Annotated in this window: 20 protein-coding genes, 2 pseudogenes and 2 riboswitches; of the genes and pseudogenes, 10 read left to right on the top strand and 12 right to left on the bottom strand. The window is 69.4% G+C overall.

Features of this window, described 5'->3' with window-relative positions; translation table 11 throughout:
* The first annotated feature begins 2 nt into the window (after positions 1–2).
* The 3 genes and pseudogenes from NF20_RS16745 to NF20_RS26505 form a co-directional block, all read left to right on the top strand.
* Complete coding sequence (locus NF20_RS16745) at positions 3–377, top strand: DUF742 domain-containing protein (RefSeq protein WP_003874386.1); 375 nt, start codon at positions 3–5, stop codon at positions 375–377.
* The gene (locus NF20_RS16740; RefSeq protein ID WP_003874387.1) at positions 358–945 is read left to right on the top strand and encodes a GTP-binding protein; all 588 of its coding nucleotides are present in this window, start codon (positions 358–360) and stop codon (positions 943–945) included. Before NF20_RS16745 ends, NF20_RS16740 begins: the two co-directional genes overlap by 20 nt.
* Positions 942–1211 (top strand): annotated as a pseudogene (locus NF20_RS26505) (pentapeptide repeat-containing protein); the annotation flags it as partial. The gene NF20_RS16740 and the pseudogene NF20_RS26505, both read left to right, overlap by 4 nt.
* A 66-nt stretch (positions 1212–1277) precedes the next feature.
* Here the strand turns inward: NF20_RS26505 and NF20_RS16730 are convergent.
* The 3 genes and pseudogenes from NF20_RS16730 to NF20_RS16715 form a co-directional block, all read right to left on the bottom strand.
* Complete coding sequence (locus tag NF20_RS16730) at positions 1278–3737, bottom strand: ATP-binding cassette domain-containing protein (RefSeq protein ID WP_033712588.1); 2460 nt, start codon at positions 3735–3737, stop codon at positions 1278–1280.
* A gap of 37 nt (positions 3738–3774) precedes the next feature.
* Positions 3775–6386: pseudogene (locus NF20_RS16725) on the bottom strand (FHA domain-containing protein).
* A 30-nt stretch (positions 6387–6416) separates the two neighbouring features.
* Complete coding sequence (locus NF20_RS16715) at positions 6417–7634, bottom strand: NADH:flavin oxidoreductase (RefSeq protein ID WP_033717353.1); 1218 nt, start codon at positions 7632–7634, stop codon at positions 6417–6419.
* 140 nt (positions 7635–7774) lie between these two features.
* Between NF20_RS16715 and NF20_RS16710 the strand changes: the two genes are divergently transcribed.
* A complete protein-coding gene (locus tag NF20_RS16710; protein ID WP_009978848.1) occupies positions 7775–8620 on the top strand; it encodes a bifunctional methylenetetrahydrofolate dehydrogenase/methenyltetrahydrofolate cyclohydrolase in 846 nt (281 codons plus the stop codon).
* Positions 8617–8898 (top strand): DUF3017 domain-containing protein, encoded by a 282-nt coding sequence (locus tag NF20_RS16705; RefSeq protein WP_033711560.1) that lies wholly within the window; start codon positions 8617–8619, stop codon positions 8896–8898. The genes NF20_RS16710 and NF20_RS16705 overlap by 4 nt, the downstream gene beginning before the upstream one ends.
* A gap of 92 nt (positions 8899–8990) precedes the next feature.
* Here the strand turns inward: NF20_RS16705 and NF20_RS16700 are convergent, their stop codons facing one another.
* On the bottom strand, positions 8991–9494 hold the full coding sequence (locus tag NF20_RS16700; protein ID WP_050593694.1) for a DUF732 domain-containing protein: 504 nt from the start codon (positions 9492–9494) through the stop codon (positions 8991–8993).
* 329 nt (positions 9495–9823) lie between these two features.
* Between NF20_RS16700 and NF20_RS16695 the strand changes: the two genes are divergently transcribed.
* On the top strand, positions 9824–11221 hold the full coding sequence (locus NF20_RS16695) for an HNH endonuclease signature motif containing protein (protein WP_033711562.1): 1398 nt from the start codon (positions 9824–9826) through the stop codon (positions 11219–11221).
* Positions 11222–11229: 8 nt separating this feature from the next.
* Here the strand turns inward: NF20_RS16695 and NF20_RS16690 are convergent, their stop codons facing one another.
* The 3 genes from NF20_RS16690 to NF20_RS16680 are packed head-to-tail and all read right to left on the bottom strand — an operon-like array spanning position 11230 to position 14518.
* Positions 11230–11961 (bottom strand): class I SAM-dependent methyltransferase, encoded by a 732-nt coding sequence (locus NF20_RS16690; protein WP_033711563.1) that lies wholly within the window; start codon positions 11959–11961, stop codon positions 11230–11232.
* On the bottom strand, positions 11958–13136 hold the full coding sequence (gene metX, locus NF20_RS16685) for a homoserine O-acetyltransferase MetX (RefSeq protein ID WP_009978842.1): 1179 nt from the start codon (positions 13134–13136) through the stop codon (positions 11958–11960). Before metX ends, NF20_RS16690 begins: the two co-directional genes overlap by 4 nt.
* Positions 13137–13147: 11 nt before the next feature.
* On the bottom strand, positions 13148–14518 hold the full coding sequence (locus tag NF20_RS16680; RefSeq protein WP_009978841.1) for a bifunctional o-acetylhomoserine/o-acetylserine sulfhydrylase: 1371 nt from the start codon (positions 14516–14518) through the stop codon (positions 13148–13150).
* Between the two features lie 165 nt (positions 14519–14683).
* A riboswitch (SAM riboswitch) is annotated at positions 14684–14806 on the bottom strand.
* A gap of 180 nt (positions 14807–14986) precedes the next feature.
* Between NF20_RS16680 and NF20_RS16675 the strand changes: the two genes are divergently transcribed.
* Together NF20_RS16675 and NF20_RS16670 are read left to right on the top strand one after the other, a co-directional pair.
* On the top strand, positions 14987–17224 hold the full coding sequence (locus NF20_RS16675) for an NADP-dependent isocitrate dehydrogenase (protein ID WP_011725997.1): 2238 nt from the start codon (positions 14987–14989) through the stop codon (positions 17222–17224).
* Between the two features lies 1 nt (position 17225).
* Positions 17226–18464 carry an NADP-dependent isocitrate dehydrogenase gene (locus tag NF20_RS16670; RefSeq protein WP_009978838.1) on the top strand — a complete coding sequence of 413 codons (1239 nt, stop codon included), beginning with the start codon at positions 17226–17228 and terminating at the stop codon, positions 18462–18464.
* On the opposite strand, the gene NF20_RS16665 is transcribed toward NF20_RS16670, so the two are convergent.
* Positions 18457–19254, bottom strand: a complete 798-nt coding sequence (locus NF20_RS16665; RefSeq protein ID WP_033711565.1) for an alpha/beta fold hydrolase — start codon at positions 19252–19254, stop codon at positions 18457–18459. The two genes, NF20_RS16670 and NF20_RS16665, sit on opposite strands and share 8 nt — an antisense overlap.
* 173 nt (positions 19255–19427) lie before the next feature.
* Between NF20_RS16665 and trpS the strand changes: the two genes are divergently transcribed.
* Together trpS and yhjD are read left to right on the top strand one after the other, a co-directional pair.
* Positions 19428–20459, top strand: coding sequence for a tryptophan--tRNA ligase (gene trpS / locus NF20_RS16660; protein ID WP_003874467.1), 1032 nt, complete (start codon positions 19428–19430; stop codon positions 20457–20459).
* Positions 20460–20470: 11 nt separating this feature from the next.
* Positions 20471–21499, top strand: coding sequence for an inner membrane protein YhjD (yhjD, locus tag NF20_RS16655; protein ID WP_019732860.1), 1029 nt, complete (start codon positions 20471–20473; stop codon positions 21497–21499).
* Here yhjD and NF20_RS16650 read toward each other — a convergent pair.
* The 4 genes from NF20_RS16650 to NF20_RS16635 all read right to left on the bottom strand — a co-directional run bounded on the left by NF20_RS16650 (position 21496) and on the right by NF20_RS16635 (position 25647).
* Positions 21496–21810, bottom strand: a complete 315-nt coding sequence (locus NF20_RS16650) for a DMT family transporter (RefSeq protein ID WP_003874469.1) — start codon at positions 21808–21810, stop codon at positions 21496–21498. The genes yhjD and NF20_RS16650 overlap by 4 nt on opposite strands.
* A gap of 11 nt (positions 21811–21821) precedes the next feature.
* Positions 21822–21885, bottom strand: a riboswitch (guanidine-III (ykkC-III) riboswitch).
* A gap of 17 nt (positions 21886–21902) precedes the next feature.
* Positions 21903–23015, bottom strand: coding sequence for an N-acetylglucosamine-6-phosphate deacetylase (gene nagA, locus NF20_RS16645; RefSeq protein ID WP_263428277.1), 1113 nt, complete (start codon positions 23013–23015; stop codon positions 21903–21905).
* A 14-nt stretch (positions 23016–23029) separates the two neighbouring features.
* Complete coding sequence (locus tag NF20_RS16640; RefSeq protein ID WP_023895833.1) at positions 23030–24382, bottom strand: sugar porter family MFS transporter; 1353 nt, start codon at positions 24380–24382, stop codon at positions 23030–23032.
* A gap of 5 nt (positions 24383–24387) precedes the next feature.
* On the bottom strand, positions 24388–25647 hold the full coding sequence (locus NF20_RS16635; RefSeq protein WP_023864892.1) for a D-alanyl-D-alanine carboxypeptidase family protein: 1260 nt from the start codon (positions 25645–25647) through the stop codon (positions 24388–24390).
* Positions 25648–25660 lie beyond the last annotated feature (13 nt).

Below are 25660 nucleotides of genomic sequence, written 5' to 3'. Positions count from 1 at the left end.
CGATGGACACCCCCGAGACCTGGCCGACCTCCCGCAGCGGGAATCTGGTCCGGCCGTACACGCTGACGTCGGGGCGCACCGACACCACCGTCGACCTGCCGGTGGAGGCGCCGATCCAGACGTTGCAGGCCGGCCTGACGCACCGGTGGCCGCCCGGCGACGCGCGCGGCAGGATCGTGCGGCTGTGCCTGGATAGCCCGTCGGTCGCCGAGATCTCGGCCCGGCTGGACCTGCCGCTGGGCGTGGCGCGCGTCCTGGTCGGCGATCTGGTGTTGTCCGGCTACCTTCGGGTGCACAAGACGTTGTCCGAGCGTTCGACCAGGGATGAGCGCCACGAACTGATAGGAAGGACCCTGCGTGGCTTACGCGCACTCTGACGTGCAGCTTGACTCCGGCGACCACGCGTCGACCAAGATCGTGATCGCCGGCGGATTCGGCGCCGGCAAGACCACGTTCGTCGGGGCGGTGTCGGAGATCATGCCGCTGCGCACCGAGGCCATGCTCACCGACGCCTCGACCGGCGTGGACGCGCTGGAGGCCACGCCCGACAAGCGGACCACCACGGTGGCGATGGACTTCGGCCGGATCACCCTGGCCGACGATCTGGTGCTGTACCTGTTCGGCACGCCGGGGCAGCGCCGGTTCTGGTTCATGTGGGACGACCTGGTGCGCGGCGCGATCGGCGCGGTGGTGCTGGTCGACTGCCGCCGGCTGCAGGACAGCTTCGCCGCCGTGGACTTCTTCGAGCACCGCAACCTGCCATTCCTGGTCGCGGTCAACGAGTTCGACGGGGCACCCCGCTACCCGGTCGAGGAGGTGCGCGAGGCGCTGACGCTGCCGCCGCACATCCCGGTGATCACCGTCGACGCCAGGGACCGCCGGTCGGCGACCGACGCCCTGATCGCGGTCAGCGAATACGCGCTGGCCAGCCTGTCGGCCAATTGACCGCGTGGGTCGACCGCGAATTCGAGCGGCACGATTTCACCGACGAGGACCTGGTCGGGCTGTCGACCGAGCGGGTGGTGTTCACCGAATGCAATTTCAGCGGCGCCAACCTGGCCGAGTCGCGGCACCGCGCGTCGGCCTTCCGCAACTGCACCTTTCGTCGAACATCGTTGTGGCACAGCACTTTCGAGCAGTGCACCATGCTGGGGTCGGTGTTCGAGCAGTGTCGGCTGCGGCCGGTGACGTTCGATGAGGTGGACTTCACGTCGACCAGGCCGTCGCCTTCGCGCTGGCGCACGGGCTGCGGCTGGACGGCGGGGACGGCTAGCGAGTCAGCGCCGCAACCGGATGCGCCAGCGCACCAGCGCGGCGTAGCCCACCGAGAGCACCGCCAGCATGGCCATGTCGAACAGCCAGGCCGTCGCGGTGTGCTGGAAGTGGCTGTCCCGCGTGCTCTGCGGGCCGGGCGACACCGTCCACAGGTCCACCGTCGCCGCCTGCGCCGCATAGCCCCACCGGGACGGCACCAGCCAGGACAGCTGGTCGAGGAAGACCCGGTGGGTGACCGGCACCATGCCGCCGCACAGCACCATCTGCATCATCAGCGACACCACCAGCAGCGGCATGATCTGCTCGTGCGACCGCGCCAGCGCCGAGAGCAGCAGGCCCAGCATCGCCGCGGCCACGCACGTCGCCGCCACCGCGACGAACAGCTCGAAGGTGGCGTTACCCAGCAGCACGGCCGGCCGCGTCGGGGGTCCCTTGCCCAGCACCACGATGGCGGTGGCGACGGCCGCCTGCGCGACGGCGAACACGCAGAACACCACGATCTTGGCCAGCAGGTAGGCGGTGCTGGACAGCCCGACCGCCTGCTCGCGGCGGAAGATCGGCCGCTCGCCGATCAGGTCGCGGATGGTCAGCGCCGTGCCCATGAACGCGGCGGCCATGGTGAGCAACGTCAGGATGGTGCCGGCCTCGCCGGCCGACTCGCCGGCCGGATCGGCGTAGCCGAACCCGGCGCTGCCCGGCACGGTCAGCGACAGCGCGCCCATCACGAACGGCAGCACCGCCAGGAACAGGAAGTAGGCGCGGTCGGCGACCACCAGCCGGACCTGACGGCGGGCGATGGTGAAGAACTGCCGGCGCTTGCTGGTCTGCGCCGGGGCGCCCAGCTCGGCCGGCGCCTCGGTCCGCGCGGGCGGCGGCGGCCGGTTCTGGGCCAGAAAGCGGCGGTTGGCCTCGTCCGGGTCGGCGCCCACCTTGGCGAAGATGTGCGCCCAGTTGGTGGTGCCCATCGCCGGGCCGATCTGGCCGGGCGGGCCGAGGAACGCCGTCTTGCCGCCCGGCGCCATCAGCAGCACCTGGTCGCAGACGTCCAGGTAGGTCAGCGAGTGGGTGACCACCAGCACCACCCGGCCGGCGTCGGCGAGCTGGCGCAGCATGGTCATGACCTGCAGGTCCAGCGCCGGGTCCAAGCCCGACGTCGGCTCGTCGAGGATCAGCAGCGACGGCCCGGTGAGCAGCTCCAGCGCCACCGACGCCCGTTTGCGCTGGCCGCCGGACAGTCGGTCCACCCGGGTGTCGGCGTGCTCGGTCAGGCCCAGCTCGTCGAGGACCTGGGCGACCACCTGGGCCCGGTCGGACTTGCTGGTGTCGGGCGGCAGCCGCAGTTCGGCGGCGTAGCCGAGCGCCTGGCTGACCGTGAGCTGGCGGTGCACCACGTCGTCCTGCGGCACCATGCCGATCCGGGTGCGCAGCGAGGCGTACTCGGTGTGGATGTCGTGGCCCTCGAACGTCACCGAGCCGGAGGTGGGGGTGGCATACCCGGCGATCAGCCGCGACAGCGTGGTCTTGCCCGCGCCCGACCCGCCGATCAGCGCGGTCAGGGTGCCGGGACGAGCGACCAGGGAGATCCGTTCCAGCAGCTGCTTGCCGTCGACGCCGAAGTTGACCTCGCGCACCTCCAGGCCGCCGGCGCGGGTGGCCGCCTCCTGGCGGCGGACCAGCATGCCGCCGGTGAACACCAGGTCGACGTTGCCGATGGTGACCACGTCGCCGTCGGACAGCGCCGCCGCACCGACCCGCACACCATTGACGAAGGTGCCGTTGCTGCTGTTGGCGTCGCGGATCTCGGCGCCGGTCGGCGTCGGGGTCAAGAAGGCGTGATGACGGGAGGCCAGCACATCGTGGATGACGATGTCGTTGTTGAGGGCGCGCCCGATCCAGGCGGCGCGCCCGGGCGCCGGCCGGCGATCGGCGTCGGGACCCGGGACGCTGACCCGGGTGGTCGGGAACTCCCCGCTGCCGCCGGTCCTGCCGGTCTGGGTGCGCGGCGGCGGCCCAGGCTGCGGCACCCCGCGCGTCGCGGCGTCCGGCGGGACGGCGCTGCGCTGGGTGTCTCGGCGCCGGAACGAACGCGTCGGCGGCTGCCCGGGCGGTTTCGGCTGCCGGGGCGGCGGCGGGAGCAGGCCGACGGCGCCGGTGTGCTGGCCGATTTCGAACGTGATGCGCGGGCCGTCGGGTTTGCCGATGTTGATGGTCTGCCCGTCCTGGATGTCGACCGCCGGCACCCGCCGGCCGTCCACATAAACCCCGTTGAGCGTGTTGTTGTCCACCGCCCTCCAGCGGCCCTGCTCGAAGCGCAGCAGCACGTGCGCCCGGGCGATCAATGGGTGCGCCACCCGCAGGTCGGCGCGCAGGTCGCTGCCGACGACCACGTCACGGCCCGCGGCGAAGCTGCCTTCGGAGCGGTCGGATCGGGCAGTCAGCACGGGCTGCGCGGAGCGAGTCATCACACCCAGATTAGAGTTCGCGGCCGGCCGGCCGGCCTCAGCGTTTCAGCCGGATGTGCCAGCGCACGAAGCCGGTGTAACCGATCGACAGCAGCGCCAGCATGGCCATGTCGAACACGAAGATGTGTTTGGAGTGCTGCCAGATCGGGTCGTTGGTGGGGATCTGCTTGACCTTGACCAGCGACGGGAAGTCGATCGAGGACGCGCCCGCGGCATAGCCCCACCGCGCCGGTGTCAGCCAGGCCAGCTGCTCGAGGCCGATGCGCTGGTAGACCGGGATCATGCCGCTGGAGAACACTAGCTGCGACATGATCGACACCACCAGCAGCGGCATGATCTGCTCGTTGGACTGCGCCAGCGCCGACAGCAGCAGGCCCAGCATCGCCGACGCGATACAGGTGCCCGCCACGGTGACGAACAGCGAGAACGTCGAGTTGCCGAAGAACTGCGGGTGCGCGGTCGGCGCGCCCTTGCCCAGCCGCACGATGATGGTCGCGATCGCCGCCTGGGCGGTCGCGAAGACACAGAACACCGCGATCTTGGCCAGCAGATAGGCGGTGGTGGACAACCCCACCGCCTGCTCTCGTCGGAAGATGGCCCGCTCGCCGATGAGATCTCGGATGGTCAGCGCGGTGCCCATGAACACCGCACCGATGTTCAGCAGCACCATGATGTACTGCGGCTGCGTGGGCGCGGGTCCGAGCGGGTCGGCCGGCCCCAGCCCCGGATGCGGGCCCTTCACCGTCAGCGACAACGCGCCGATGAGGAACGGCAGCACCGCCAGGAAGATGGTGTAGCCGCGGTCGGAGACCACCAGCCGGACCTGGCGGCGCGCGATCGTCGACAGCTGCCGCCACAGGTCGGTCTGCGGGGGTTCCCCCAGGTCCGCCGGGCTCTGCGGCGTCGGCGGCTGCGACGACTGCTGGTTGCGCTCCTTGAAGCGCCGGTTGGCCTCGTCCGGGTCGGCGCCGACCTTGGCGAAGATGTCGGCCCAGTTGCGGGTGCCCAGCGCGGGCTCGACCTGGTCGGGCGGCCCGCAGAAGGCGGTCTTGCCGCCGGGGGCGATCAGCAGGATCTGGTCGCACACGTCCAGGTAGGACACCGAGTGGGTGACCACCAATACCACCCGCCCGGCGTCGGCGAGCTGGCGCAGCATCAGCATCACCTGACGGTCCAGCGCCGGGTCCAGGCCGGACGTCGGCTCGTCGAGCAGCAGCAGCGACGGCTGGGTGAGCAGCTCGAGGGCGACCGAGGCGCGTTTGCGCTGCCCACCGGAGAGCTTGTCCACCCGCGTTTCGGCGTGCTGGGTCATGTCGAGTTCCTCGAGCACCTGGGCGACGACGCGGGCCCGTTCCTCTTTGCTGGTGTCGGGCGGCAGCCGCAGTTCGGCGGCGTAGCCGAGCGCCTGGTTGACCGTGAGCTGGCGGTGCACCACGTCGTCCTGCGGGACCATGCCGATCCGGCTGCGCATGGATGCGTACTCGGTGTGGATGTTGTGGCCCTCGAAGGTCACCGTGCCCGACGTGGGGGTGGTGTAGCCGACGATCAGCCGCGACAGCGTGGTCTTGCCGGCGCCTGAGCCGCCGATGATGGCGGTCAGCGTGCCGGGCCGGGCGGTCAGCGAGATGTGGTCGAGCAGCTGCTTGCCGTGGTCGACGGTGTAGCAGACGGAGTTGACCTCCAGCCCGCCGCTGCGGGTGGCCGCCTCGGTGCGCCGGATCAGCCCGTCCCGGGTGAACACCAGGTCGACGTTGCCGATGGTGACCACGTCGCCCTCGGTGAGCACGGCCGAGCCGACCCGCACGCCGTTGACGAAGGTGCCGTTGACGCTGTGCGCGTCGCGGATCTCGGTGCCCAGCGGCGTCTGGATCAGAAAGGCGTGGTGGCGGGAGGCCAGCACGTCCTGGATGACGATGTCGTTGTCGGTGGCCCGGCCGATGGTCTGCGACCCGGCCGGCTTCTGGATGGCGCCGGACCGCGACGGCATCAGCGCCTGGAACATCTTGGTCGCCAGGTTGGCCACCTCGGGCGGCTTGGAAGCCGCGGGCGCCATCTGGGTGTGCGGGGCCGCCGGGGCCGGTGCGACGGGCGGCGGGGGCGGCGCGGCGGGCGGGTAGCCGCCGGGTGGGCGGCCGCCGTACATGGTCTGGCCCGGCGGGCCGGGCGCGGCGCGGGCTGCGGGCGCCGCGGTGGCGCGGCCCAGTTGGGGTGCGCCCGGCCGGCGGGGCGGGCGGCGACCGGCGGCGCCGGTTGAGCCGACCAGGCCGCCGGTGCGGGCGGGTGGGCCGCCACCGGTATGCCCATCGACTCGGTGCGGGGCGGGCGTCCGGCCATGCCTTGGTGGCGGCCGACGTCGAAGGTCAGCAGCGGGCCGTCCGGGTTTCCGATGTTGATGGCGCACCCGTCGTGGATCTCGACCACCGGCACCCGGCGGCCGTTGACGAAAGTTCCGTTGAGCGAACCGTTGTCGATGGCCAGCCACTTGCCCTGGTCGTAGCGCAGCAGCAGGTGGGCGCGCGAGATCAGAGGGTGTGTGATGCGCATGTCGGCTCGCAGATCGCGCCCGACGACCACGTCGTGGCCCGCGGCGAAGGTACGTTCCGAGCCTTCGTGATGGACGGTTAGCGCTGGCGGGGCTGGTGCTGACATCGCCACAACTGTAGCTTGCAGCGCTGTGGATTAAGTTGCGGCGCTGGTGTGCCGGTCGGGCGCACCGGTGACCACGCAGTGCGTTCGGCTGTAGATGGTGGGCATGCACTGATTGCAGTGCGTGCACGCCGAATGCACCCGGTGCGCGGCACCGTCGGCGGCGATCCGGTTGATCAGATCCGGCTCGGCCAGCAGCGCGCGGGCCATGGCGACGAACTCGAACCCCTCCGCCATCGCCAGGTCCATCGTCTCCCGATTGGTGATGCCGCCCAGCAGGATCAGCGGCATCTTCAGCTCGGCGCGAAACAGCTTGGCGTCCCGCAATAGATACGCCTCGCGGTAGGGGTATTCGCGCAGGAACTTCTTGCCCGTCATGCGCATGCCCCAGCGCAGCGGCGGCTTGAACGCGCCGGCGAACTCCTTGAGCGGCGCATCGCCGCGGAACAGGTACATCGGGTTGACCAGCGAGCTGCCCGCGGTGAGCTCGATCGCGTCCAGGCCGCCGTCGGACTCCAGCCACTTGGCGGTGGTCAGCGATTCCTCGGTGCTGATGCCGCCGCGCACCCCGTCGGCCATGTTCAGCTTGGCCGTCACCGCGATGGGCGTGCCCTCCTTTTCCACCGCCCGCCGCACGGCCATCACCATGCCGCGGGCCACCTTCGCCCGATTCTGCAGCGACCCGCCGAACTCGTCGTTGCGCCGGTTGATCAGCGGGGACAGGAACGAACTCGCCAAATAGTTGTGGCCCAGGTGGATTTCGACGGCGTCGAACCCGGCCTCGATGGCCAGCCGCGCGGCGTCGGCATGCGCGGCGATCACCTCGTCGATGTCGTCGCGGGTCGCCTTCTTGGCGAACCGCATTCCGATCGGGTTGAAGAACCGGACCGGCGCCAGCGCCTGCGCCTTGTTGGACCTGGCGTTGGCCACCGGCCCGGCGTGCCCGATCTGCGCGCTGACCGCCGCGCCCTCGGCGTGGATCGCGTCGGTGAGCCGGCGGAACCCGGGCACGGCCTCGGGCCGCATCCAGATGCCGTTGCCCTCGGTGCGGCCGCCGGGGGAGACGGCGCAGTAGGCGACGGTCGTCATGCCGACGCCGCCCGCGGCGGGCAGCCGGTGGTATTCGATGAGGTCGTCGGTCACCAGCGCGTCCGGTGTACGCGCCTCGAAGGTGGCGGACTTGATGATGCGATTGCGCAGCGTGATCGGACCGAGCTTGGCGGGGCTGAACACGTCCGGAGGGGTGGGCATATCGGGGAGCCTAATGGCGATCGCAAGCGCGGCGGAGCCGGGCGCAGCGGGTCGCCATCAATCGAGTTACATGGCGATCGCAAGCGCGGCGGAGCCGGGCGCAGCGGGTCGCCATCATCGAGGTCTGCCAGACTGTCAGCGTGGGAGCAATCACACTGGACGGCAAGGCCACCCGCGACGAAATCTTCGTCGACCTCAAGCAGCGGGTCGCCGCGTTGACCGCGGCCGGCCGCACCCCCGGTTTGGGCACCATCCTGGTCGGCGACGACCCGGGCTCGCAGGCCTACGTGCGCGGCAAGCACGCCGACTGCGCCAAGGTGGGCATCACCTCGATCCGCCGTGACCTGCCCGCCGACATCAGCACCGCCGCGCTCAACGACACCATCGACGAGCTCAACGCCAACCCCGAATGCACGGGGTACATCGTGCAGTTGCCGCTGCCCAAGCAGTTGGACGAGAACGCGGCGCTGGAGCGGGTGGACCCGGACAAGGACGCCGACGGCCTGCACCCCACCAACCTGGGGCGGCTGGTGCTCAACAATCCGGCGCCGCTGCCGTGCACGCCGCGCGGAATCGTGCACCTGTTGCGCCGCTACGACGTCGAGATCGCCGGGGCGCACGTGGTGGTCATCGGCCGCGGTGTGACGGTCGGTCGTCCGCTGGGGCTGCTGCTGACCCGGCGTTCGGAGAACGCGACGGTTACGTTGTGCCACACCGGAACTCGTGATCTGCCGGCGTTGACCAGGCAGGCCGACATCATCGTGGCCGCCGTCGGGGTGCCGCACCTGCTGACCGCCGACATGGTGCGCCCGGGGGCCGCGGTGCTCGACGTGGGGGTCAGCCGGGTCGACGGCAAGCTCGCCGGCGACGTGCACCCCGACGTGTGGGAGGTGGCCGGTCACGTGTCGCCGAATCCCGGCGGCGTGGGCCCGTTGACCCGGGCGTTCCTGTTGACCAACGTCGTCGAGCTGGCCGAGCGGGAATGACCGCACGCACCCTGATGCGGGCCCAGTGGCCGATTCTGTTGGTGGGCTTGATCTTTGCGGTGGCACTGGCCTTGGTGGGCGCCAACTTCTGGCGCCGCGGTTCACTGCTGCTCGGCATCGGGGTGGGGGTGGCGGCGCTGCTGCGGCTGGTGCTGTCCGAGGAGCGTGCCGGGCTGCTGGTGGTGCGCGGCAAGGGAATCGACTTCGTCATCACCGCGATGGTCGGGGCGGCGATGGTCTACATCGCCTGGACCATCGACCCGCTGGGCACCGGCTGACGTTCCGAGTGTTTGGTCCGCGTCGAACGTGGGCTTTAGGTACGACTTTTCGTCATTTTTCGTCCATGGCCCACACGCTCGGCGCGCCTCGATCAGAAGCTCGGCAGCTGGCCGGGCATCGTCGGCAGTTGGCCCGTCTGGCCCGCCATGCCCGGGATCTGGCCGGCCATCGTGGGAAGCTGCCCGGGCATTCCCGGAACCTGCGGCATGGCGCCGGACAGGTTGCCGCTGGCGATGTTCGCCATCTCCTGGGGGCAGTACGTCTGGATTGCGATGGTGGTGAACATGCGGGCCATCGTGGGGGACATGCCCCGGCCGGCGACGCTGGACGCCACCGCGGCGAAATTGCCGCCCGGCTGCGACAGCATGGGGCAGACCGACTCGCCGACGGCCATCGCGTTTCCCGGTTCGCCGAAGTCGATGCCGGCGTGGTTGAGCGCGTCGATGAAGTCGTCGCCGTTTCCCTCCGCCCCGGCCGGCGCCGCGAACGCCGACGCCACCGTGAGCAGGCCGGCGGCCGCGGCCAGCAGCCGAATGGTGAAGGGCTGGTGGCGCAAAACCCAGATCCATTGATGAGTTCGTGCAAGTGCCTTCACGCCAGCCTCCCCGTCCGCCTGGAGTGCACCGACGGCACTCGAATCACGCCCTACGAACTCTGAGCCATCACTGTCACGTTTACGACACGGTGGGATAAAGGTTCGCACAATAAGCGTTTCGTAAGGCCGCGGCGTCGGCGAGGTGGATTATTGGCCGGCCCGCAAGTCGGTTGCCGGGCAATTGATTCGTCGCCATTGTGGACGCACCGACTGCTCGACGACCGCGGCTCCCTCGACGCCCGTCGGCAGGTGAAATCCCTTGTGTCACTTTGGTTTCTGTGGTCACATGGCGGCGATTCTTGTCGGTGCCCCTTCATACACTTCGAGGCATGGGCTGCAGCAGTCGTGAAGAGATCGTCAAGGTCTTCGATGCGCTGGATGCTGCGGTCGACCGCCTGGGCGAGTTGAGTTTTGACGCGTTGACGCCGCGCGAGTGTCTATCGTTGTTGCAGCGTTGCGAGACGGTGCGCCGGCGCCTGCCGGTCCCCGAGCATCAGTTGATCAATCTCGTTGCCCGGCAAGCCAGCCCGGCGGAGTTGGGGGGCCGGCTTTCGCATGCGATCGCCGAGGCGACGCTGATCAGCCGCGCCGAGGCCGCCCGGCGGGTACACACCGCCGCCGACCTGGGCCCGCGGGTGGGGTTGACCGGGGAACCGTTGCCGCCGCTGCTGGCGGCCACCGCCGCGCGGCAACGAGAGGGGTTGTTGGGTCTCGAGCAGGTGGCGGTGATCCGTAAGTTCTGCCACCAGTTGCCGGGCTGGATCGACCAGGCGACCCGGGAGCGCGCCGAAACCGACCTGGCCAGGGAAGGCACCCGGTATCGGCCCGAACAGCTCGCCGCGTTGGCCGGCACGCTGGCCGATTGCCTCAACCCCGACGGCCTCTACCGCGACGAAGACCGGGCCCGCCGCCGCAGCCTCACCCTGGGCAACCAACACGCCGACGGCATGTCCGAACTCCGCGGCTGGCTGTCCCCCGAACTACGTGCCACCCTCGAGGCGGTGCTGGCCAAACTCGCCGCCCCCGGCATGTGCAACCCACTCGACGAAAACCCCTGCGTGGAGGGCACTCCGAGTCAAACCGCCATCGACGCTGATGCCCGCTCGGCGGCTCAACGCAACCACGATGGGCTGCTGGCCGGCCTGCGCGCCCTGCTGGCCTCAGGAAACCTCGGCCAACACAACGGCCTCCCGGCCTCCATCATCGTCACCACCACCCTGGCCGACCTCGAAACCGCCGCCGGCAAAGGGCTCACCGGCGGCGGCACCCTGCTGCCCATGTCCGATGTGATCCGGCTATCCCGCCACGCCCGCCACTACCTGGCCATTTTCGACCACGGCAAAGCCCTGGCCCTGTATCACACCAAACGCCTGGCCTCCCCCGCACAGCGCATCGTGTTGTACGCCAAAGACCGCGGCTGCACCGCCCCCGGCTGCACCGTGCCCGGCTACTACGCCGAGGTGCATCACTGCACCGACTACGCCACCTGCCACACCACCGACATCAACGATCTGACCTTCGCCTGCGGACCCCACCACCGCCTGCTCCAACCCGGCGCCTGGACCACCCACAAAAACGCACGCGGGGAAACCGAATGGATCCCACCACCCCACCTGGACCGAAACCAACCCCGCACCAACACCTTCCACCACCCCGAAAAACTGCTCCGCGGGGAGAACGGGGGCGAGGACGACGACGGCGATGACGACGGGGACGAACCCGATTGACCCGGCGCTCAGCCGGCCAGCGTCGCCCGGGTGCACCGGGTGACATAGGGCAGCGCCAGGCCGGTCGAATTCGCCAGCGCCGGATGCGTGGCCAGCAGGTGGCGGACCTGGTCCAGGGTTCGGGTGCGCACCTCGGTCGGCGAGGTGATGCAGTAGCTGCGCGACGCCACCAGGTCGATCAATGCTTGCGGCGTAAGGTAATTCGTCCACTCGACCTCATGGTGCGCCAGGTCGGTGAACGGCTCGGGCAGCGTCACGTTGGTGCGGCCGTCGCCGTCGCTTCCGATGATGCGGCCCAGTTCGCGCACCCAGCCCAGCCGCTCGTCGCGGGTGTTCCACACCAGGCCGAGCCGCCCGCTGGGCCGCAGCACCCGGGCCACCTCCGGGATCGCCCGCTCCGGATCCACCCAATGCCAGGCCTGCGCCACCAACACCACGTCAACGCTGTTGTCTTCCAACGGGATTTCTTCGGCGGTGCCCAGCAGCGCCCGGGTCTCCGGCAGCGAGCTCCGCAACACCTCCAGCATGTCCGGAATCGGGTCGACGGCCACCACGTCCAGGCCGCGTTCCACCAGCCGGGTGGTCAGCTTGCCCGTGCCCGCGCCGAGGTCGAGCACCTGACGCGCGCCGACCGGCAGCAGCCAGTCGATCGCCTCCGGCGGATAGGAGGGCCGCCCACGCTCGTAGGCTGCGGCCGCCGAGCCGAACGAGAGGGAGCGGTCGTGGCGCGAGCGGGTCACCGGCGGGTCGTGCCTTTCCTGCTCCCCGGGCCGGCGCCGCCCGGACCGGCGCTCTGCGAACCGGCCAACAGCAGTGTCTTGCGGATCATTTCGCCGACCGCCTCGGACTCCACCAGGAACCCGTCGTGCCCGCAGATGGAGTCGACGACCTGCAGCTCGGCGCAGCCCGGCAGCTGCTCGGCCAGCTCCTGCTGCAGACGCAGCGGGTACAGCCGGTCCGACGTAATGCCGCCCACCACCACCGGCACCGGGCAGCTGCGCAACGCCTTGCGCACCCCGCCGCGGGCCCGGCCGACGTCGTGACTGTTCAGCGCCTCGGTCAACACCACGTAGCTGCCCGCGTCGAACCGCTCCACCAACTTGACGCCCTGGTACTCGAGATAACTCTGCACCGCGTACCGGCCGCCGTTGGCGGGATCCTCGTCGAGCTGCGCGTCGTTGCCGAACCGGGTGTCGAGCTCGACCTCGCCGCGGTAGGTCAGATGCGCGAAGCGCCGCGCGATCGCCAGCCCGGCGTCGGGCGTGCGCCCGGTGTCGTGATAGTCGCCGCCCTGCCAATTCGGATCGGATTTGATCGCCGCGATCTGGGTGCACTGGGTGCCGATCTGATCGGCGGTCGCGCGCGCGCCCACCGCCAGCAGCAGCCCGGCCCGCACCCTGCTCGGGTGACCGACGATCCACTCCAAAGCCCTTGCGCCGCCCATGGATCCACCCACCACGGCGGCCACCTCGTCGATGCCCAGCGCGGCCAGCGCCGCGATGTCGGCCTCCACCTGGTCGCGAATCGAGATCCGGGGAAACCTTGAGCCCCAAGGCTTTCCGTCGCGGGTCCGCGAGCTCGGGCCGGTGGAACCGCGGCAACCCCCCAGCACGTTGGTGGCCACCGCGCACCAGCGGTCGGTGTCGATCGGCGCGCCCGGCCCGACCATCTCGTCCCACCAGCCGCCGGTGGGATGTCCGGGCCCGGCCGGCCCGGTGACATGGGAGTCACCGGTCAGCGCGTGCAGCACCACCACCACGTTGTCCCGCGTCGGCGACAACTCGCCCCAGCGCTGCACGGCGATGTGCACGTCGTCGATCACCGCACCGGCCTCGGTGGTCAGCGAGCCGATGTGGACGAAGCCGATTTCGCCTTCGTCGGGCAGCGTCTGGGTGGGAACGTCGGGGATGGTCATGGCCGGGTCCTTCAGAACGCCGCCACGGCGTGCGGGTCGGCGCCGGAGGTGCCCGCGTTCGCACCGAATTTGGCGGCCGCGGCGAAGCCGAGCTCCAGGTCGGCCAGGATGTCGTCGATTCCCTCGATGCCGACCGCCAGCCGCACCAGCCCCGGGCTGACCCCGGTGCTCAGCTGCTCGGCCGGGGACAGCTGGGCGTGCGTGGTCGAGGCCGGGTGGATGACCAGCGAGCGGACGTCGCCGATGTTGGCGACGTGGCTGTGCAGCTTCAGCGCGTTCACGAACGCCTTGCCGGCCTCCACCCCGCCGGCCAACTCGAACGACAGCACCGCCCCGGTTCCCTTGGGCGCCAGCTTCTTTGCCCGCTCGTGCCACGGCGAGCCGGGCAGTCCCGCGTAGTTCACCGACAGCACGCCGTCATGAGAGGCCAGGAACTCGGCCACCCGCTGCGCGTTGGCGACGTGCCGCTCCATGCGCAGGCTCAGCGTCTCGATGCCCTGGGCGACCAGGAACGCGTTGAACGGCGCCGCGGCCGAACCGAGGTCGCGCAGCAACTGCACGCGGGCCTTGAGCGCGTACGCCGGCGGGCCCAGCTCCGCGAACACCACGCCGTGGTAGCTCGGGTCGGGGGTGGTGAAGCCCGGGAACCGGCCCTGCGTCCAGTCGAAGGTGCCGCCGTCGACGATCACGCCGGCGATCGCCGAGCCGTGACCGCCGAGGTACTTGGTGGCCGAGTGCACCACGATGTCGGCGCCGTGCGCGAACGGCTGGATCAGGTACGGCGTGGCGATGGTGTTGTCGACGATCAGCGGCACGCCGTTGGCGTGGGCGACGCCCGAGACGCCGGGGATGTCCAGGATGTCGATCTGCGGGTTGGAGATCGTCTCGGCGAAGAACGCCTTGGTGTTCGGCCGGACCGCGGCCTGCCAGGAATCCAGGTCGTCGGGATCCTCCACGAAGCTGACCTCGATACCGAGCTTGGCCAGCGAATAGTGGAACAGGTTGTAGGTGCCGCCGTAGAGCCGCGGGCTGGAGACGATGTGATCTCCGGCACTTGCCAGGTTCAATATGGCGAAAGTCTCAGCGGCCTGACCGGAGCTCAGAAACAGCGCCGCCACCCCGCCCTCCAGCGCGGCGATGCGCTGCTCGACGACGTCGGTGGTCGGATTGCCGATCCGGGTGTAGATGTTGCCCGGCACCTCCAGCCCGAACAGGGCGGCGGCGTGGGTGGTGTCGTCGAAGGTGTACGACGTGGTCTGGTAGATCGGCAGGGCCCGGGCGTTGGTGGCCGAGTCGGGGTGCTGGCCGGCGTGCACCTGCTTGGTCTCGAACGACCAGTGCGCGCTGGGGTCGGTGTCGTGATCGGTGTTCTCGGAGCTCACGGGGGTGCTTTCTCTCGGTCGGAAGAAGTCGGTCGGAAGAAGTCGGAAGAAGAATCCGGCTGGCAGCCGTCAGCAGCGACGCACGCGCGGGCGCGATCGAGCTTGCCGATGAACCGAGTGAATGCGCATCACGTTTCCCTGTCTGCTCAGGGGCCCGTCATGGCGGACCCGCGCTTGCCGGATAGCCGGTTGTGGTGGCTACTCAACCTGGTCATCACCCGGGGCACCCCACCGCGGTTGGAGGGTTGCCGGCCAGCAAGCCGGGGCTTGATGCTGGCGCTCATGACCGATACAAAGACTATCTTACTGTGCCGACCCGGTGCCAACTCCCCGGTGGCGACCCGGCGGTGAGCCGGCGGTGATGCGGGCAGACGCGCCCCGACACCTGTCCAAACACCCTTGATAACGTGGCAGATAGATTGCTGAGCCCCACAATGCGAACCCATCATTGACGCCGGGAGAGGGACCGTGAGCGCCGAGAAGCCGACCGTCATCTACACGCTGACCGACGAGGCGCCGCTGCTGGCGACCTACGCGTTCCTGCCGATCGTGCGGGCCTTCGCCGAACCGGCGGGCATCGAGATCAAGACCAGCGACATCTCGGTGGCGGCCCGCATCCTGGCCGAGTTCCCCGAGCACCTGACCGAAGAGCAGCGGGTGCCCGACAACCTGGCCGAGCTGGGCCGGCTGACCAAGCTGGCCGACACCAACATCATCAAGCTGCCCAACATCAGCGCCTCGGTGCCCCAGCTGATCGCCGCCGTCAAGGAGCTGCAGGGCAAGGGATACAAGATCCCCGACTTCCCGCAGAGCCCGAAGACCGACGAGGACCGTGAGATCCGCGAGCGCTACGCCAAGTGCCTGGGCAGTGCGGTCAATCCCGTTCTGCGGCAAGGCAACTCGGACCGTCGCGCACCCAAGGCGGTCAAGGAGTACGCCCGCAAGCACCCGCACCACATGGCGGAGTGGTCGCCGGCCTCGCGCACCCACGTCGCGACCATGAAGCACGGCGACTTCTACCACGGCGAGAAGTCGATGACGCTGGACCGCGCCCGCAACGTCAAGATGGAGCTGGAGACCAAGAGCGGCAAGACGATCGTGCTCAAGCCGATGGTTTCGCTGCGCACCGGCGACATCATCGACTCGATGTTCATGAGCAAGAAGGCCCTGGTCGAGTTCTACGAGCAGCAGATGCAGGACGCCTACGAGACCGGCGTGATGTTCTCGCTGCACGTCAAGGCGACCATGATGAAGGTCAGCCACCCGATCGTCTTCGGGCACGCGGTAAAGGTCTTCTACAAGGAGGCCTTCGCCAAGCATCAGGCGCTGTTCGACGAGCTCGGCGTCGACGTCAACAACGGGCTGGTCGACCTGTACAGCAAGATCGAGTCGCTGCCGGCGTCGCTGCACGACGAGATCATCCGCGACCTGCACGCCTGCCACGAGCACCGGCCCGAGCTGGCCATGGTCGATTCGGCCAAGGGCATCACCAACTTTCACTCGCCCAGCGACGTGATCGTGGACGCGTCCATGCCGGCGATGATCCGCGCCGGCGGCAAGATGTACGGCGCCGACGGGCGGCAGAAGGACACCAAGGCCGTCAACCCCGAGTCCACCTTTTCCCGGATCTACCAGGAGATCATCAACTTCTGCAAAACCCACGGCGCGTTCGACCCGGCGACCATGGGCACGGTGCCCAACGTCGGGCTGATGGCGCAGCAAGCCGAGGAATACGGTTCGCACGACAAGACATTCGAGATCCCCGAGGACGGCGTCGCCAACATCGTCGACCTGGACACGGGGGAGGTCCTGCTGACCCAGAACGTCGAGACCGGCGACATCTGGCGGATGCCGATCGTGCGCGACGAACCGATCCGGGACTGGGTCAAGCTGGCCGTCACCCGGGCCCGCAACTCGGGGATGACGGCGGTGTTCTGGCTGGACACCGAACGCCCGCACGAGGTCGAGCTGCGCAAGAAGGTCAAGGAATACCTCAAGGAGCACGACACCGAGGGCCTGCACATCCAGATCATGCCGCAGGTGTGGGCCATGCGGTACACGCTGGAACGGGCCATGCGCGGCCAGGACACCATCGCCGTCACCGGAAACATCCTGCGCGACTACCTCACCGACCTGTTCCCCATCCTGGAGCTGGGCACCAGCGCCAAGATGCTGTCCATCGTGCCGTTGATGTCCGGCGGCGGCATGTATGAGACCGGAGCCGGCGGGTCGGCGCCCAAGCATGTGCACCAGCTCGTTGAGGAGAACCATCTGCGCTGGGACTCCCTCGGTGAATTCCTGGCTCTGGGAGCGTGTTTCGAAGACATCGGCATCAAGACCGGTAACCAGCGGGCCAAGCTGCTGGGCAAGACGCTGGATGCCGCCATCGGAAAGCTGTTGGAGAACAACAAGAGTCCGTCGCGCAAGACCGGAGAGCTCGACAACCGGGGCAGCCAGTTCTACCTGGCGCTGTACTGGGCCCAAGAGCTCGCCGCGCAAAACGACGACGACGAGCTGCGCCGGCATTTCGCCGCGCTGGCCGAGTCGTTGGGCGAAAACGAGCAGCGGATCGTCGAGGAGCTCGCCGAGGTGCAGGGCCGGCCGGTCGACATCGGCGGCTACTACCAGCCCGACAGCGAGAAGACCACCGCGGTGATGCGGCCGAGCAAGACGTTCAACGAGGCGCTGGCCGCGTCGCAGCGCTGACATGTCCAAGCCCGCCAACACGTCCAAGATCAAGGTCAAGGGCCGCGTCGTCGAGCTCGACGGTGACGAGATGACCCGGGTCATCTGGAAGATGATCAAGGAGAACTTGATCCTTCCCTACCTCGACATCGACCTGGACTACTACGACCTGGGCATCGAGCACCGCGACCGCACCGACGACCAGGTGACGATCGACGCGGCGTATGCCATCAAGAAGCACGGCGTGGGCGTCAAGTGCGCGACGATCACCCCCGACGAGGCGAGGGTCCGGGAGTTCAACCTCAAGAGGATGTGGCTGTCCCCGAACGGGACGATCCGGAACATCTTGGGCGGCACCATCTTCCGCGAGCCGATCGTGATATCCAATGTGCCGCGGCTGGTTCCGGGCTGGAGCAAGCCGATCGTCATCGGCCGCCACGCATTCGGCGACCAGTACCGGTCGACCAACTTCAAGGTGGACAAGCCGGGCACCGTCGCGATCACCTTCACTCCCGCCGACGGCAGCGAGCCGATCGTGCACGAGATGGTGTCCATCCCCGAGGACGGCGGGGTGGTGATGGGGATGTACAACTTCCGGGAGTCGATCCGCGACTTCGCCCGCGCGTCGTTCAAGTACGGCCTGAACGCCAAATGGCCGGTGTACCTGTCGACCAAGAACACCATCCTCAAGGCCTACGACGGCATGTTCAAGGACGAGTTCCAGCGCATCTACGACGAGGAATTCAAGGAGCAGTTCGAAGCGGAGGGGCTGACCTACGAACACCGGCTGATCGACGACATGGTGGCGGCCTGCCTCAAATGGGAGGGCGGCTACGTGTGGGCCTGCAAGAACTACGACGGCGACGTCCAATCCGACGCGATAGCACAGGGTTACGGCTCGCTGGGGCTGATGACCTCGGTGCTGATGACCGCCGACGGCAAGACGGTCGAGGCCGAGGCCGCGCACGGCACCGTCACCCGGCACTTCCGTCAGTACCAGGCCGGCAAGCCAACCTCGACCAACCCGATCGCCTCGATCTTCGCCTGGACGCGCGGGCTGGCGCACCGCGGCAAGCTGGACGATACCCCCGAGGTGATCGAGTTCGCGCAGACCCTGGAACGCGTCGTCGTCTCCACCGTGGAGAGCGGCAAGATGACCAAGGACCTCGCCATCCTGATCGGCCCCGACCAAAAGTGGCAGCAGAGCGAGGAATTCCTCAACTCGATCGCCGAGAACCTGCGGCGGGAGCTGACTAACTAGCGGGGGGCTGCTGGCGCTGGGAGCGGGCCACGCAGTCGTCGATGAAGTCGGTGAGCACCGTTGTGACCCGCTCAGGCGCCTCGAACATCGGCACGTGTCCGACGCCGTCGAGCCTGGTGATCCTCGTCTCCGGCGGCAGGTGGTCGGTGAAGTGCCGGCTGAACCTGCTGGGCGGCACCACCCGGTCCTTCTCGCACAGCACCAGTTGCACCGGCACCGCGGTCTGCGCCAGCTCCAGCAGCCCGGGCTGCAGCAGCGACTTGACCAGCAGCTGGAAATAGGCCGGGCAGTGCGCGGCGTCCTCGATGACGCCGGACAGCTGGCGCTCGCTGACCCCGCTCGGCGTGGCGCTCAGCGGCAGCGTCGCCAGCCGCCGGCTCAGCGGCAACTGCAGGATGCGTTGGCCGAGCAGCCGGGCCAGCAACAGCAGCGGCATGCCCCCGATGAACTTGCCGATCACCTCGAACTTGACCGGGCTCCAGCGGGTCCAGCCGCCGGCGGCGCCGATGCCGGTGACGCTGCGCGCCCGGCCGCGCCGCTCGAGTTCGAAGGCCACCCAGCCGCCCAGCGAGTTGCCCACCAGATGGGCGCTGTCCCAGCCGAGCTGGTCGAGCTGACGTTCGACGTGGTCGGCCAGCACCGACGAGCTGAGCAGCCAGGTGCCCGCGTACGGTCCGCCGTTGTGGCCGGCCATGGTCGGGGCGAAGACCTCGTAACGGCCGGTGTCGGCCAGCCGCGGCGCCACCGGATCCCACACCGTCTGCGACATCAGGAACCCGTGCAGCAGCACGACCGGCTCCCCGGAACCATCCTTGGGGCCGAGGTGGATGGGCGCACGAGTCGTCATACCGCGACATTAAATGCGGTACCGCCGGTACCGCAAGTTTGGCGGGCGGCGCGGGCAGCGGTCCGTGCGGGCCGCGGCACGGCGCGGGAGACGAGGCGTGAAAAGATCGGTGCATCATGAGCACCGCCACCGGATCCCGCCGGATTTTCTCCGGCGTCCAGCCCACGTCCGATTCGCTGCACCTGGGCAACGCGTTGGGCGCCATCTCGCAGTGGGTGACCCTGCAGGACGACTGGGGCGACGACTGGGACGCGTTCTTCTGCGTGGTCGACCTGCACGCCATCACCATCGCCCAGGACCCCGCGGCGCTGCGCCGGCGGACCCTGGTCACCGCCGCCCAGTACCTGGCGCTGGGCATCGACCCGGCCCGCAGCACCGTGTTCGTGCAAAGCCACGTGCCCGCCCACACCCAGCTGGCCTGGGTGCTGGGCTGCTTCACCGGCTTCGGCCAGGCCTCGCGGATGACGCAGTTCAAGGACAAGTCGCTGCGCCAGGGCGCGGACTCCACCACGGTGGGCCTGTTCACCTATCCGGTGCTGCAGGCCGCCGACGTGCTGGCCTACGACACCGGCCTGGTGCCCGTCGGCGAGGACCAGCGCCAGCACCTGGAGTTGGCGCGCGACGTGGCGCAGCGGTTCAACGCCCGCTTCCCGGACACGTTCGTGGTGCCGGAGATGCTCATCCCCAAGGTCACCGCCAAGATCTACGACTTGGCCGACCCGACGTCGAAGATGAGCAAGTCGGCGTCTACCGATGCCGGGCTGATCAATCTGCTCGACGATCCGGCGTTGTCCGCCAAGAAGATTCGCTCCGCGGTCACCGACAGCGAGCGGGAGATCCGGTTCGACACCGACGCCAAGCCGGGAGTGTCCAACCTGCTGAGCATCCAGTCCGCGGTCAGCGGCGTCGACATCGACAAGCTCGTGCAGGGCTACGCCGGAAGGGGTTACGGCGATCTGAAGAAGGACACCGCGGACGCGGTGGTCGAGTTCGTCACCCCGATCAAGGCCCGCGTCGACGAATTGATGGCCGACCCGGCCGAATTGGAGGCCGTTCTGGCGGCCGGGGCGCAACGGGCCCAGGATGTCGCCGGGAAAACCGTCGAACGGGTTTACGATCGGCTTGGGTTCCTTCCGCGACGGGGGTAAGAAGTTCCACGATGAGCGAGCCGGCCGAGGCGGGGTTTCTTGATCGGCTGCGGGCCCGGCACGGCTGGCTGGATCACCTCATCCGCGCCTACCAGCGATTCGACGACCGCAACGGCGGCTTCTTCGCGGCGGGCCTGACGTATTACACGATCTTCGCGTTGTTTCCGTTGCTGATGGTCGGTTTCGCGGTGTTCGGTTTCGTGCTGGCGCGGCGGCCGCAACTGCTCAGCAGCATCGACGACCACATCCGCTCGCAAGTGAACGGGGCGCTGGGAAATCAGCTGCAAGAGTTGATGAACTCGGCGATCGATGCCCGGACGTCGGTCGGGGTGATCGGCCTGGCCACCGCGGTGTGGGCGGGGCTGGGCTGGATATCGCATCTGCGCCAGGCGTTGACCGAGATGTGGTGGGACACCCAGATCGAGTCGCCGGGCTTCGTGCGCAACAAGCTCTCCGACCTGCTGGCCATGGTGGGGACGTTCGCGGTGATCGTGGCCACCGTCGGGCTGACCACCGTCGGCCACGCCGCACCCATGGCCGCGCTGCTGAAATGGCTTGGCATACCGCAGTTCGTGGTCTTCGACTGGCTGTTCTGGATCTTCTCCATACTGATCGCGACGCTGGTGTCGTGGCTGCTGTTCACCTGGATGATCGCCCGGCTGCCGCGGGAGAAGGTCAGTTTCGTGGATTCGATGCGGGCCGGGCTGATCGCGGCGATCGGCTTCGAGGTGTTCAAACAGGTCGCGTCGATCTATCTGCGGACGGTGCTGCGCAGCCCGGCCGGCGCCGCCTTCGGCCCGGTGCTCGGGTTGATGGTATTCGCTTACATCACAGCCTATCTCGTGCTGTTCTGCACGGCGTGGGCGGCGACCGCGTCCACCGATACGCGTGATCGGCCCGTCGCCCCTCCGGCGCCGGCGATCATCGCGCCGCGGGTGCACCTGGACGAGGGGCTGAACACCCGCCAGACGCTGACCGCGATGGGTCTGGGAGCCGTTGCGGCGCTGGCGTTCGCCCGGCTCACCCGCCGGCGCCGCTAGCCGAGCAGCTTCAGGCCCGCGACGCAGGCCACGATCCCCGCGATCAGCACCAGCTTGACCGGCGACGCCGGTTCGTCGCCGACCAGCGCCGCATAGGTCACCGTGAGCGCGGCGCCGACGCCCACCCAGACCGCGTAGCTGGTGCCGACCGGCAGGCTGCGCATCGCGACCGCCAGCCCGGTCATCGAAAATGCCAGCGCCACAAAGAAAACCAGCGACGGGCCGAGCCGGGAAAAACCCTCGGACCGGCTCAGCGCGGTCGCCCACACCGCTTCCAGCACACCCGAGGCGATCAGGATCAGCCAGGCCATTGCGCACCTCCACGGCGCCGTCTTGTCGCTGGCCGGGTACGGGGCCCCTCGTCCGGTGTCAGTTGTTGACGGCACCGATGTTAACAAGATCGCTACGCGTCGGCCAGCCAGTCGCCGCGGACCATGACGGCCCTAACTCGCCAATCATCGTCCAGCACAACGAGGTTGGCCTCATGGCCGGCCCGCAAGCTGCCCACCCGATCGAGCCCCAGCGCGCGCGCCGGCGTCGTCGACGTCATCTGCACCGCGGCCGCCAGCGCGGCGTCGCGGTCGGTGCCTGACCCGGCCACGGTGCGAAAGAGCCGGTCCATGGTGGCGGTGCTGCCCGCGATCGTCGTCGTCCCGTGCACCCGCGCGACGCCGGCGACGACGTCGATGTGCACCGGGCCCAGCCGGAACGCGCCGTCGGGGCGGCCGGCGGCGGCCAGCGCATCGGTGACCAGCGCGACCCGCTCCGGCCCGGCCGTGTCGATCACCGCGTGCACCACGTCGGGATGCACGTGCACGCCGTCGGCGATCAGCTCGACGGTGACCCGCGGGTCGCGCAGCAGCGCCAGCGCGGGGCCGGGCTCGCGATGATGCAGCGGCGGCATCGCGTTGAACAGATGCGTGCCGACAGTGGCGCCCAGCGCGATGGCGTGCCGGGTCTGCCGGTAGTCGGCATTCGTATGCCCAACTGCCACAACGACTCCCGCGTCCACGAAACGCCGGATCGCCGCGTCGGCCCCGGGCAGCTCGGGCGCCAGGGTGACCATCCTGATCGCGCCGCCGCCGGCCGAGAGCACCGCGTCGATCTCGTGCGGGTCGGGGTCGCGCATCCGGCGGGCGTCGTGGGCGCCGCAGCGGGCGCGGCTCAACCACGGGCCCTCCAGGTGGATGCCCGCGACCGTGCGATCCCGGGTGGCCTCGGCGAGCGCGCGCACCCCGCCCAGCAGCTCGGCCGGCGAGCCGGTCACCAGGCTGGCCATCGTGGTGGTGGTGCCGTGCCGCAGATGGAAGGCGGCGGCCTTCGCGATGCCGTCGGGGTCGGTGTAGGAGGCGCCGCCGCCGCCGTGCACGTGCATGTCGACGAAGCCGGGCACCGCCGTGCCGTCGGGGAACTCGCGGTCGGCCGGGCGCGGCGGCGGGCCGGTGCCGCACGCCGCGATGTGCCCGCCGGACGTCTCAACCCAGCCCGGGCGGCGGACCCGCCCGGATGCCACCATCGTCCCCGCGGCGATCAGTCCCACCGGCCGCCGTTCTCCCAGAAGTGCCGGATGTCCTCGAGCTGGCGGCCCTTGGTCTCCGGCGCGTACCGGTGGACGAACGCGAACGCGACCACCGCGAGCACCGCGAACACCGCGAAAGTGCCTGCGCCGCCCAAGGAATGCAGCAACGTCAGGAACACCGCGGCGACGATGGCGTTGGCCACCAGGTTGGAGGTCAGCATGGTGCTCGACCCGATGGACCGCAGCCGCGACGGGAAGCTCTCGCTGGCGTACACCCAACCCAGGGAGCCGAAACCCATGGTGTAGCCGAAGATGAACAGCAGCACCCCGGCGAACCCGGCGATCACGCCGCCCGGGCCGCGGCCGAACACGGCCACCAGCACCACGTCGGCCACGATCATCATGGCGGTGCCGCACAACAGGATTGGCCGCCGGCCCACCCGGTCGACCAGCAGCAGCGCGGTGCCCACCGCAACCAGGCCGGCGACCTGCACCAGCGCCGGCAACGCCAGCAGCGCGAAATTGCCGGTGAAGCCCATCGCCTCGAAGATCCGCGGGCTGTAGTAGATGATCGCGTTGATGCCGGTGATCTGAATCAGAAAGCCCAGCACCACCACGAAGACGGTGGCGCGCCGGTAGGGGCTGCGCACCATCTCGGCCAGCATGGCCGGCAGGCTCGCGGCTTCCTCGCTCACCGCGCGGTCGATCTCGGCCAGCTCGTCGTCCACCCGCGCGGCGGGTTCCACCCGCAGCAGCGCCCGCCGCGCGTCGTCGACCCGGCCCTTGAGCAGATACCAGCGCGCCGTGTCGGGCATCCGAAACACCAACGGCAGCAACAACAATGCGGGAACACAGGCCAACCCCAGCATCCAGCGCCAGCTGTGCGTGCCGGCCAGCAGATACCCGCTCAGGTAGCCGACGATCAGGCCGCTGACGATCGCCAGCTGATAGGCCGTCAGCAGCGCGCCGCGCACCGCCGTCGGGGCCGACTCGGCCACGTACACCGGCACCACCACCACCGTCACACCGATGGTCAGGCCCAGCAGCAGCCGCGCGGTCAACAGCATCGGCAGACCCACCGAGAACGCGGCCAGCAGCGCGAAAACCGCGTAGCCGGACAGGATCAGCAGCACCGACCGCTGGCGACCGATCGCGTTGGCGAGCACCCCGGCGAAAAGCGCCCCACCGATCTGGCCGATCACCGCCATCGTCGTCAGCAGTTCCTGTTGCCGGGTGGACAGGCCGAAGTCCTCGGTGACGAACAACTGCGCGCCGGCGATGATGGACAGGTCGTAACCGTAGATGACGCCCACGCTGGCGGCGGTCAGCCCGACCAGCAGGCCGCGCCGCGATCCGCGTGCCACGGTGCTCAGCGGTGCTGGGGTCGGCGGTTCATCGAGCGGGCCATCATGATCAGTGTGAACACCACGATGGTGCCGATCACCGCCACCCCCACCCGGACCGGGAGCGCGTCGGCCGAGGAGATCATCCCGGCGGCCGCGGCGTTGCCGGCCAGCCGGTCGGCGGCGCCGTCGCGCTTGGCCGGCGCCAGCGACGGGTCGGGCGCGATCAGCGAGCCGACCTGGGTGCCCTGCGGTGTGGCGAACCCGTAGTCCAGCAGGTGCGCGGCCTGCTCCCAGGGCGCGATCGGCTGCCGCGTCCCGTGCAGCAGCACCGCCACCAGCCGCCGCCCGTCGTGATTGGCCGCGCCCACGAACGTCTGGCCCGCGTCGTCGGTGTAGCCGGTCTTGCCGCCCAGCGCGCCCGGATACTTGTAGAGCAGCTGGTTGTCGTTCTCCAGCTCGTAGCCCGGGTGGTCGCCGTGGCCGGGGAAGTCGAAGGTGCGGGTCGCGACGATGTCGGCGAAGGTCGGGTTCTGCCAGGCGTAGCGGTAGAACAGCCCGATGTCGTAGGCCGAGGTGCTCATGCCCGGCGCGTCCAGACCCGACGGCGTGGCCACCCGGGTGTCCTGCCCGCCCAGCTTGGCTGCCAGCACGTTGATCTTCTCCAGCGCCTGCTGCATGCCGCCCAGCTGCATGGCCAGCGCGTGCGCGGCGTCGTTGCCGGAGTGCATCAGCAGCCCGTGCAGCAGCTGGTTGACGGTGAACACGCCGCCCTCCTCGACGCCCACCTTGGTGCCCTCGGCGGCCGCGTCGTCGGCGGTGCCGGGCACCGCCTTGTTCAGGTTGAGCGTGTTGATGGCGGCCATCGCGACCAGCACCTTGATGATGCTGGCCGGGCGGTGCCGGCCGTGCGGGTCCTTGGCGGCGATGACCGCGCCGCTGTCCAGGTCGGCCACCAGCCAGGCCTCGGCGGACACGTCGCCGGGCAGCGGCGGCGTGTTGGGCGCGGCGACGATGCCGCAGCTGCCCAGGGCGTCGCCGCCGACCGGCTTGGCGGGCACCGCCAGCGGCGTCGGGGGGTCACCGGCGGTGGGGACCTCCGAGGAATCCACGGCCGGCGGGGTGTTCACCTTGTACGGGCAGTTCGTCGGCGCGGCATTGGGTTCGGCGCCGGGCTCGGCCCGTCCCAGCGGCGACGCCGTGCCCGAAACCGCCGGCGCGGCCGCCAGGAAAAGCGCCGCTGCCAGGCATGATGCGGAACGTACCAGGGCCCCTGAAGTTGACATCGTCTGTGCACAG

The organism is Mycobacterium sp. MAC_080597_8934 (assembly GCF_000523975.1).
In the GTDB taxonomy this organism is placed as follows: Bacteria; Actinomycetota; Actinomycetes; order Mycobacteriales; family Mycobacteriaceae; genus Mycobacterium; species Mycobacterium avium.
Note: the sequence above shows the minus strand (reverse complement) of the source record. Positions and strands in the feature narration are given on the sequence as shown.